General features: G+C 68.0%; 9 protein-coding genes. 4 read left to right on the top strand and 5 right to left on the bottom strand.

Features of this window, described 5'->3' with window-relative positions; genetic code table 11:
* A partial coding sequence (locus tag ACOJSF_RS05725; RefSeq protein WP_420141263.1) for an NAD(P)H-dependent flavin oxidoreductase occupies positions 1 to 1,345 on the top strand: 1,345 nt, incomplete at its 5' end.
* Between the two features lie 4 nt (positions 1,346 to 1,349).
* Entirely contained in the window at positions 1,350 to 2,054 is a 705-nt protein-coding gene (locus ACOJSF_RS05720; RefSeq protein ID WP_420141262.1) for a glutamine amidotransferase, read from the top strand.
* Between the two features lie 52 nt (positions 2,055 to 2,106).
* On the opposite strand, the gene ACOJSF_RS05715 is transcribed toward ACOJSF_RS05720, so the two are convergent.
* A complete protein-coding gene (locus tag ACOJSF_RS05715; protein WP_420141261.1) occupies positions 2,107 to 2,394 on the bottom strand; it encodes a hypothetical protein in 288 nt (95 codons plus the stop codon).
* A 148-nt stretch (positions 2,395 to 2,542) separates the two neighbouring features.
* Between ACOJSF_RS05715 and ACOJSF_RS05710 the strand changes: the two genes are divergently transcribed.
* A complete protein-coding gene (locus tag ACOJSF_RS05710) occupies positions 2,543 to 3,436 on the top strand; it encodes an iron-containing redox enzyme family protein (protein ID WP_420141260.1) in 894 nt (297 codons plus the stop codon).
* Here ACOJSF_RS05710 and ACOJSF_RS05705 read toward each other — a convergent pair.
* On the bottom strand, positions 3,412 to 4,659 hold the full coding sequence (locus tag ACOJSF_RS05705; protein WP_420141259.1) for a spinster family MFS transporter: 1,248 nt from the start codon (positions 4,657 to 4,659) through the stop codon (positions 3,412 to 3,414). The genes ACOJSF_RS05710 and ACOJSF_RS05705 overlap by 25 nt on opposite strands.
* A 21-nt stretch (positions 4,660 to 4,680) precedes the next feature.
* Positions 4,681 to 7,431 carry a TonB-dependent receptor gene (locus ACOJSF_RS05700; protein ID WP_420141258.1) on the bottom strand — a complete coding sequence of 917 codons (2,751 nt, stop codon included), beginning with the start codon at positions 7,429 to 7,431 and terminating at the stop codon, positions 4,681 to 4,683.
* Between the two features lie 186 nt (positions 7,432 to 7,617).
* Here ACOJSF_RS05700 and ACOJSF_RS05695 point away from each other — a divergent pair, with 186 nt between their 5' ends.
* Positions 7,618 to 8,433 carry a ferredoxin--NADP reductase gene (locus ACOJSF_RS05695; RefSeq protein ID WP_420141257.1) on the top strand — a complete coding sequence of 272 codons (816 nt, stop codon included), beginning with the start codon at positions 7,618 to 7,620 and terminating at the stop codon, positions 8,431 to 8,433.
* Here ACOJSF_RS05695 and nudC read toward each other — a convergent pair.
* Together nudC and ACOJSF_RS05685 are read right to left on the bottom strand one after the other, a co-directional pair.
* The gene (gene nudC, locus ACOJSF_RS05690; RefSeq protein ID WP_420141256.1) at positions 8,372 to 9,310 is read right to left on the bottom strand and encodes an NAD(+) diphosphatase; all 939 of its coding nucleotides are present in this window, start codon (positions 9,308 to 9,310) and stop codon (positions 8,372 to 8,374) included. The genes ACOJSF_RS05695 and nudC overlap by 62 nt on opposite strands.
* Positions 9,307 to 10,171 (bottom strand): A/G-specific adenine glycosylase (locus ACOJSF_RS05685; protein ID WP_420141255.1); only part of this gene is annotated, 865 nt, incomplete at its 5' end. The genes ACOJSF_RS05685 and nudC, both read right to left, overlap by 4 nt.

The raw sequence follows: 10,171 nt of genomic DNA, 5'->3' as shown, positions 1-10,171 counted from the left end.
GGGCGGCAAGGGCGTCGCCGTCTCGAATCACACCAGCGCCGGGGCGTGGGCCGCGGCGGGCGGCATCGGCACCATCTCCGCGGTCAACGCCGACAGCTATGACGCCGAAGGGCGGATCGTACCGCAGGTGTATCGCGCGCTGACGCGCCGAGACCGGCACGAGGAGCTCGTCCAATATGCCATCGACGGCGCGGTCGAGCAGGTTCGTCGCGCGTGGGAGATTGCGGGCGGCAAGGGCGCGATCAACATCAACGTGCTGTGGGAGATGGGCGGCGCGCAGCGCGTGCTCCACGGCGTGCTGGAGCGCACCAATGGGCTCGTGGCGGGCGTAACCTGCGGCGCGGGCATGCCCTACAAGCTGTCCGAGATCGCCGCCTCCTACGGCGTTTCCTATCTGCCGATCGTGTCGTCGGGCCGCGCGTTCAACGCGCTGTGGAAGCGGGCCTATTCCAAGGCGGCGGAATGGCTGGCGGGCGTGGTCTACGAGGATCCCTGGCTCGCCGGCGGGCATAACGGCCTGTCCAATGCGGAAGATCCGCGCGCGCCGCAGGACCCCTATCCGCGCGTGAAGGCGCTGCGCGAGACGAGGCGCGCCGGCGGCGTGAGCGAGAACGGTCCGATCATCATGGCGGGCGGCGTCTGGCACCTGCGCGACTGGAACGACTGGATCGACAATCCGGAGCTGGGCGCGATCGCCTTTCAGTTCGGCACGCGCCCGCTGCTGACCAAGGAAAGCCCGATTTCCGAGCAGTGGAAGGAACGGCTGCTGACGCTGGACGAGGGCGACATCCTGCTCCACCGCTTCTCGCCGACGGGCTTCTATTCCTCGGCGGTGCGCAATCCGTTTCTTCGCAACCTCGAGGCGCGGAGCGAGCGGCAGATCGCCTTCTCGATGGAGGCGGCGGGCGACCACCAGTTCCAGCTCGACGTGGGCGTCAAGGGCAAGAGCTTCTGGGTTACCCTGGGCGACCTCCATCGCGCGCGCGAATGGGACGCGCTCGGCTACAATGTCGCGCTCAAGACGCCCGACAATACGCTGGTCTTCGTCACCCCCGAGGAGATGAAGGTGATCCGCAAGGATCAGGCGGACTGCATGGGTTGTCTCAGCCAGTGCAGCTTCTCGTCCTGGGCGGATACTGAAGGCAATTCGACCGGGCGGCTGGCCGATCCGCGCAGCTTTTGTATCCAGAAAACGCTGCAGGACATCGCGCATGGCGGCGACGTCGAACAGAACCTGATGTTCGCGGGCCACGCGGCCTATAAGTTCAAGCAGGATCCCTTTTATTCCAACGGCTTCGTACCGACGGTCAAGCAGCTGGTGGATCGCATCCTGACCGGCGACTGAAACTGTGAAGCGCGCGCTGATCGTCCGGCATACGCCCGTCGAGGGGGCGGCGGGGTATCGCCGTCCGATCGAGGACGCAGGCTATGATTTTCACCGGATCGACATCTTCGATCCGGGCTTCCGCACGCTCGACTGGCTGGCCCCCGATCTGATCGTGGTGATGGGCGGCCCGATGGGCGTCTATGAACGCGCGGTCCATCCGTGGATCGACGGCGAGGTGGCGGGGCTTGCCGCGCGAATCGCGGCCGGACGTCCGACCGTCGGCGTGTGTCTCGGCAGCCAGATGATCGCGGCGGCGCTGGGCGCGCCGGTCTATCCGGGCCCGGTCAAGGAAGTCGGATTCGCGCCGTTGCGTCTCACCGCCGCCGGATCCGCCTCCCCATTGCGCCACCTCAGCGGGGTCGACGTGCTGCATTGGCATGGAGACACGTTCGATCTGCCCCAGGGCGCCGAATTGCTGGCGGGATCGGACCTGTACGCGCATCAGGGCTTCCGCATCGGCGACAGCCTGCTCGCGCTGCAATTCCATGCTGAAATGGGCGAGGATCCGCGCTTCGCCGAATGGCTCGAAGACGTCGATTATATCGTCGACGCGGGCACCAATCCCGACGCGCTCGATGCGGCGCATGCACGGCTTGGCGGGGCGGCGGTCGCGGCAGGACGGGCGATGATCACCGAGTGGCTCGGCCGCCTGCCGTCGTCCCGATGACAAGAAGCCCCGGGATCGCTCCCGGGGCTCTCTTCACAGCGTTCGTGCGGGCTTACTTGTAGCGGCGGTTGCCGTTCTTATCGACCCAATACTTCCGGCCGCGGCTGTCACGATAATATTTCTTGTTCTTCTTCAGCGCGGTGTAGGCGGCGCCGCCGGCCGCGCCGATCAGCGCGCCATTGCCGGTCGAAACGCCGGGCAGGATCGCGCCGGCGAGCGCGCCGCCGCCCGCACCGATGGCGGTGCCTTTCAGCATCTGCTCCGCGCTCTGCGCATAGACGGGCGAGGCAAGGCCCACCGAAATGGCGGTGAGGCCGGCGATGAGAGACTTGCGGGTCATTACGGTATCCTTCTCCATCCGAGAACCTGGATTGGAACGGGGGACTACGGCCCTGGTTCCTTCATTTCGGGTTCAGCAACTATTGGAACGCCGCGCCATGCCGATAGTTATGCAGTCCACAAATCCCTGAAACGGTTTGGATTTTTTCATGGCCACATTGCCGGCCGCGCATGGCGCCCGCCCCTCGCAATTTTTGACCGACAGTTTTCAGCGGGGCCTAGCCCACTGGAATCGCGAGCGGCTGGCCCCCGGCTTTCCGCAGGCGGACTGGCAGAAAATCCTGGAACGCGACCTGCGCATGAGCCGCCTGGAAGGCGGGTTCATCGAGGAATTGCGGGAGGAGGTGGCGGATGCCGCCGCTCGGGCGCCGACCGACCCCGACGGTTTCATCGCCTGGTTCGAAGATCTGAAGCGGATCGGGCCGGGTCAGGGAGACCCGCTCTTCCCCTGGCTGGCCGAGCAGGCGAATGAGGACCAGCTTCGATGGTTCTTCGAGCAGGAAGCCGCCGGGGAAGCGGGGTTCGACGATCTCGTCGCGTTCACCCAGGTCAAGCTGCCCGTATCCGCCAAGCTGGAGCTTGCGCGGAACTATTGGGACGAAATGGGCCGTGGGCAGCAGGCGGGCATGCACGGGCCGATGCTCGACGCGCTGGTCGAAACGCTGCGCGTCGCCCCGACGATCGAACGCACGGTGTGGGAAAGCCTCGCTCTTGCCAACGCGATGACGGCGATGGCGACGAACCGACGCTATGCGTGGCATTCGATCGGCGCGCTGGGCGTTATCGAACTGACCGCGCCGGGCCGATCGGCACTGGTCGCGAAGGGCTTGAAGCGGATCGGGCTTTCGAACCGCGAGCGCCGCTATTTCGATCTCCACGCGGTACTCGACGTCAAGCACAGCGAGGACTGGAATCGCGAGGCGCTGCGCCCGTTGGTGGCAGAGGACCCCCGCCGCGCCACGGCGATCGCCGAGGGCGCGCTGATCCGGCTGGCGTGCGGCGAACGCTGTTTCGACCGCTACCGCGCCGAATTGTGGGGCTGAGCCGCGCGTAGGGCACGTGCGGCAAGCAGGAAATGCGCCGCCGCCCAGAAATAGAGCAGCACGTCGAGCCGGAGCGCCGTCGCTAGGCCGTAAGCTGGGTCCGCCGGCTTGGCGAAATGGTCGCTCAGCGCACCGACGGCGAGGGGGCCGAGCCCGAGCCCGATCGCGTTCATCAGCATCAGCAACACGGCGATCGCGGTCGCGCGCGCGCGCGCGGGCACGCTGTTGACCGTCAGCGCATAGGTCGGCCCGAAATAGAAATGCGCGCCCATCAGCGGCAGGAATGCGCTCCACGCGAAGGTCCAGGGGTCGGCTGCGGTCAGCGCCGCCGAGAAGAGCAGGCCCGCGACAAGCGCCCCGCCCGCCGCCACGCGCCCCGCGCCGCCCCCGCCCGGCCGCCCGTCCGACAGCCAGCCGCCGGCCGCGATCCCGACCCCGATCGCCACGCCCGCCAGCAGCCCATAAAGACTCGCCGCCGCACTGAGTTCGAGCGCGTATCGGCGCATCAGGAAGGGCACGGTGAAGCTGGTCAGGCCATAGCCGGCAAAGGAGGCGATCGATGCACCCGCCGCCATGTGTGCGAAGCCAGGCGCGCGCCACAATATCGCGAGTACGGTGGGGAAGGGCGGTGGGGTTGTTTCGCCCTGCTCTCTGTCCAATGCGCCGCGCTGCGGTTCGCGCAAGGTCAGCGCCAGCACGAGGGCGAGCAGCAAGCCCGGCGCGCCCAGCACGAGGAACGCCATGCGCCAGCCGAAGACCTGCCCGATCCACCCCCCGGCGAGCGCGCCGACGAGCATACCGAGCGGAATCCCGAGCGAGAAAATCGCGAGCGCCGTTGCTCGCCGCTCGGGGCGGACGAGGTCGGCGATCAGCGACTGCGCGGCGGGGGCATAGCCCGCCTCGCCCAGACCGACCCCCAGCCGGGCGAGGATAAGATGGGGCAGGGTCCTCGCCAGACCGCATAAGGCGGTCATCGCCGACCAGAATGCGAGCGAGAGGGCGATCACGCCAACCCGGCTGCGCCGCTCCGCCAGCCGCGCGATCGGCAGGCCGAGCGAGGTGTCGAACAGCGCACAGGCAACGCCCGTCAGCAGCCCCAGCGCGCGATCGGACAGGCCAAGTTCCGCCTTGATCGGCTGGGCAAGGATGCCGACCAGCTGGCGATCCACGAAGTTGAGGACGTAGACGAGCGTGAGGAGCAGGAGGGGCCAGGTGCCGGTCATTGGTTCTTGCCCCCTGCCGTATCAGAAGCGGGTTCGCATCGTGAGGCCCCAGGAACGCGGCTCGCCCCGGAAGGCGCCGAACAATTGGGTCGAGCTGGAGCCGAATGCGCGCACGGAGGCGACCGATCCCGGTACGCCACCAGTCCCGCCACCCTGCAGCGGCATCGAAAAACCGGTCTGGATATAATTGGTATCCAACAGGTTTTGTGCCCATAGCTCGACGGCCCAGCGATCGTCGGCGCTGCCGATCCCGATCCTGGCGTTGACCAGCGCAAACCCGGCCTGATCCTTTTCAGGCAGCAGGTCGGATCCGGTATGGATCGCGCTCATATAGCGGATGTCGCCATAGGCCAGTGCGCGCAGCCGCGTCGTGAGCGCGGGCGTCCACGTGGCCGAGCCGGTGGCGACATGACGAGGAGCGTTGGAGAGGCGGCTCCCGGGCAACAGGAACAGCGCCGGCTGGAGCGAATTGTCGCCGGTGGTCGCATCGGGCGTGCCCACCAGATCGCGCCGATAGCGGGTATCGGCATAGGTATAGCCCGCCGTGAGGGTGAGCCCGCGCGCCGGCCGGAGCGTGGTCTCCAACTCGACACCCTTGGCCGTGACGCCGCTGCGGGTATTCGCGCACGGGGAGTTGCCGGCGATGGCGTCGCTGTCGCTCGCGCCGAGGCGATCGCGGCAACCCTGGATGTTGGAGACGAAAAAATTGAGCCCGTTGTATGTGTTGAGCTGGAAATTGGAGAAACGGTCGTAAAAGACTGCGGCGGCGAGATCGATCGTCCTCCCGCCATATTTCGCGCCCAATTCCCACGAGTCGACCGTCTCGGGATCGAATTGCAGGCTCGCGAACGGTTGCTGCGCCAGCGTCGCGCTGTTGAACAAGGCCGCGCGATCGAGATTGAAGCCGCCCGCCTTATAGCCGCGCGCGAAGCTGGCGTAGGTCATGAGGCGCGGCACAGGCCGCCAGCTAAGAACCGCCGTCCCGGTCCATTCGCGTTCGTGGCGGCGGTCGGACGAGGTTTCGTTCACGCCGTTCACCACGCAGGCGAAGCCGACATAAGGTGCCAGTTGCCCGGCGAGCGCGGCGGCGATTCCGGCGGTCGCTGCGTCGGCGCCGCCGGCGGCCAGCGTGCGCAGGCTTGCGATATTGGCGGCGTAAACGCCGCATCCTGACGAGGATGTCAGGTCGGCATCCAGCGTCTTGCGGTCGTCGGTGTAGCGTGCGCCCAGCGTGAGCGAGAGGCGGTCCGTCACGTGCAGGATATCGTGCGTGAACAGCGCCAGATTGCGGTCATGCTGGCGGAATATGTCGCGCTCGCTTGTGCCATCGAGCGCCACGTTGCCGACGCGGCTGGCGACGGCCTCGATCACGGCGGGATCGGCGGTGCGCGCCGCCGCGAAAGCGCGCGCGAAGCCGTTGAGGTTGGTGAAGCCGTAGCGCGGAAAATCTGCCAGGGCGCCACCCCCCGCGGCCATCCGCGTTGCGGCGAAGGATTCGAAGTCCCCCCCAAATCCCTGATTATCGATATATTTCAGATGCTCGTCGGCGAAGTAACCGCCCACCATCCAGTCGAGCCGGTCGCCCCAGGCGCGACCCTGCAGGCGCAATTCCTGCGTCAGCGTGCGAAACCGCGCGAAGCCGCTGCCGTCGCTCTCCCGGACAAGCAGGTCCAGCGTCGAGAAATCGCCGTCCTGCCCCTTGATGAAGCGATTGCCGCGCCAGGCGGTGATCGATGTCAACCGCGCATTGCCAAGGTCCAGATCAAGCTGCGCCGAAATGCCCCCGTCGCGCACGTCCTGCCGGAAGCGGCGGCCGGACGTCAGCGCGACCTGTCGTGCGAACGTGTCCTCCAGCACCTGTCCGTTGCCGGTGCCGGGCACCGTCGAGGTCGTCGCTCGGATCAAGGCTGCGATCGACGAGGGCGAGTAGACCGGCGTGCCGCCAGGTCGACCGGGGGTCGAGCTCGCGACGTTTGCCGCAGGAAGGTAGACGCCGCCGCAGCATTCCTCGTTACGGCGCGAGTAATCGGCGGCGAACAGGAGCGAGACCCCGTCGCGGGGGGCGAACAGAAGCTTGCCGCGCACGAGCCAGCGATCGCGGTTCTGGAGATGGCGCCCCGACACCACATCCTCGACGAAGCCACGCCGCTCGTTCCACACGCCGTCGAGGCGGTAGGCGATCATTGGGCTGGCAGGGCCGGTGAGCCCGGCCGCGAGCCGGCGGGAGGCGTAATTGCCGATTCCGGCCTCGGCATAGCCCTGCTGTTCGAAACGGGGATTGGCGGTGACGATGTTGATCAGCCCCGCCGACGCATTGCGCCCGAACAAAGTCCCCTGCGGCCCGCGCAGAACCTCGACCCGTTCGAGCGGGCCCAATTCGGTGAGCGCGATGCCCGATCGGTTGCGATAGACCCCGTCGACGAAGGTCGCGACCGAGCTTTCGAGCCCGACATTGTCGCCGACCGTGCCGATCCCACGGATGCGCGCGCCGCCACCGCCGGCCTCGGACGAGGTCGATGAGACCAGCAGCGAGGGCGCAAGCTGGTTGAGTTGACGAATGTCGGTGGCGCCGCTCCGCTCCATCTGGAGCGCCGATACGGCCGTGATCGCGATCGGCACCTCGGCAAGCGGGCTGACGCGCTTGGTCGCCGTGACGACGACATCGGGAGCATCCTCGGCCGCCGCCGTCGATTGTGCCAGCGCCGCCGCAGCGGAAGCGTTGGCCGCCGTCGTGACGAGCAGATAGCCGATCGCGCGCATTCGTCCCCCCATCCGCCACCGGATAGGCGGCAGGGGCGGCCCGCTAGCGCCGATCCGCGCGGCGCTCAACCGTGATGAGACGGGCCGCTTGGGACGGCGCAAGCTATTCTAGCTGGCGCTCGGGCCCGGTCGGTTGCATGGAATGCCGACGCTGCTTATTGCGCGCCATTCTCATTTTACCGAGGTTTTCCACCGCTCATGTCCGCACATGCCGTGATCGCGCCGCTCGAACCGACGAACAGTCTGTCGGTCGAGAAGGTTCTCAGCGTGAAGCATTGGAACGAACATCTGTTCAGCTTCACCATCTCGCGGCCGGCCAGCTTCCGCTTCCGTTCGGGCGAGTTCGTGATGATCGGGCTGCAGGGCGACAACGGCAAGCCGCTGCTGCGTGCTTATTCGGTCGCCTCGCCGGCCTATGCCGAGGAGCTGGAATTCCTGTCGATCAAGGTCGAGGACGGGCCGCTCACCTCGAAGCTGCAGCAGATCAAGGAAGGCGACGACATCTATCTCGGCCGCAAGCCGACCGGGACGCTCGTCACCGACGCGCTCAAGCCCGGCCGGCGGCTGTTCCTGCTCGGCACGGGCACGGGGCTGGCGCCGTGGATGTCGATCATCCGCGATCCCGACGTGTACGACCTGTTCAATCAGATTGTGGTGGTCCATTCGGTCCGCCGCGTCAGCGACCTGGCCTATCGTGAATGGCTGGAGGCGAAGCTGGCCGAGGATCCGCTGGTCGACAGCGTCGCCGCCGATCAGCTCAGCTACGTGCCGACCGTGACGCGTGAGGATTTCCATACGCGGGACCGGATCAACGTCCTCATCCAGGACGGGCGGCTGTTCAAGGACGGCGCGGCCGAGCCGCCGCGCTTCGACCCCGAGCATGACCGCGTGATGCTGTGCGGATCGATGGCGATGATCAAGGAGACGGCCGAACTGCTCGAGGAGCTCGGCTTCACCGAAGGCTCGAACGCGCAGCCCGGCGACTATGTGATCGAGCGCGCCTTCGTCGGCTAGGGCGGCTGTCGCCGGCCAGCCACGCCCTGAACAGCGTGTTGGCGATGGCGTAATCGGGGGGTGGGAGGAACACTGCGCCCTCCTCCAGCGCGAGGGCGGCGGCAACCTCGTCGCGAGTGACCCATTTCGCATCCTCCAGTTCGTGCGGATCGATGCGGATATGGTCGTCGGTCGCCGTGCCGAAACAGGCGATCATCAATTGCGAGGGAAAGGGCCAGGGCTGGCTCGCGACGTAGCGGACGGCGCCGACGGGCACGCCCGTTTCCTCGCTCACCTCGCGCCGCACCGCTTCCTCGATCGCTTCGCCCACCTCGATGAAGCCAGCCAGTGCCGAATAGCGGCCGGGCGGAAAGGCCGCCTGCCGCCCGACCAGAACGCGGCCGTCATGTTCGATCAGCATGATCGCGACCGGATCGGTGCGCGGATAATGCTCGGCCGCGCAGGCCGGGCAGGATCGGGCCCAGCCCGCGTGGGTGGGGGCGGTGGCATGGCCGCAATTGGCGCAGAAGCGATGGCGCGCATGCCAGTCGGTCACCGACCGGGCGACCGCGTAGGTCGCGGCCTCCGCCGTGGTCAGCGAGCCCAGCAGCGTCATCAGCTCGGGCGTGCGGCGCGCGCCCCGCGCCGCCGGGTCGAGTTGGGCGAAGCGTGGGCGCCCGTCGATCAGGCCGAGCAGCACCAGTTCGCCCGTTGGGAGCGGGGGCAAGGGCGACCAGTCGAGCGCCGCACCCTCCATCGCGGGCGTGTAATCGGCGGCCGAAAGCCGCAGCAGCATCGCGCCGGGATCGGCCGCCAGGCGCGCGACGAGCGCGGGGTCGCGCCGCGCCGGCTCGCACCGGTCCAGGGGAGAGCCGACGAAGCCGGGCGTGATGGTCATGCATGAATCCTTGCAGCAAGCGCGATCTGCGCGGCGCGCGCGAACAATGTGGGAAGCCCGGCCGTGTCGAGCGCGTCGATCGGCCACCACTGACCTTCCGCATCTCCTGTCGCGGCGACGACGCGATAGCTGAGCGCGAAGTGGGTGAAGACGTGGCGGCCCGTCCCGACTTCGCGCCAATGGGCCGCCAGCGGCGCATCGGCGAGGCCGGCATCGGAATCGCCCCACGGGCCGGTCGGCAGCGCGCGCATGCCGCCGAGCAGGCCCGGGGCGGGACGGCGCACGAGCAGCACCTCTTCCCCCCGCTCCAGCCAGAAGATCGTGCCGCGCCGTTCGGGTTTGGCTCGCTTCGCGGCCTTTCGCGGGAAATCCTCCTGCCGCCCCTTTGCGCGGGCGCGGCAATTCTCGGCCAGCGGGCAGAGTGCGCAGGCAGGCGCGCGGGGCGTGCAGATCGTCGCGCCGAGATCCATCATCGCCTGCGCGAAGTCGCCGGCGCGCCGCGCGGGCGTCAGCGTGTCGGTCAGCCGGTAGAGTTCGGGCCGGGCGGCGGGCAGCGGCGTTTCGACCGCGAACAGGCGCGCGACCACGCGTTCGACATTGGCGTCGACCACCACCGCGCGCCGGCCGAACGCGATCGCGGCGACCGCCGCCGCCGTGTAGCGACCGACACCGGGGAGCGCGCGCAGCCCGTCCTCCGTATCGGGAAAGTCGCCTTCGCTGGCCACCTGCCGCGCGCAGGCGACGAGATTGCGTGCCCGCGCATAATAACCGAGCCCCGCCCAGGCGGCCATGACATCGGCATCGGGCGCCGCCGCCAGCGCCGCCACCGTCGGCCAGCGGCGGGTGAATTCGGCGAAATAG

Source organism: Sphingomonas sp., from assembly GCF_048594985.1.
Taxonomy (GTDB): Bacteria; Pseudomonadota; Alphaproteobacteria; order Sphingomonadales; family Sphingomonadaceae; genus Sphingomonas_I.
This window is presented reverse-complemented; position numbering and strand designations above follow the sequence as displayed.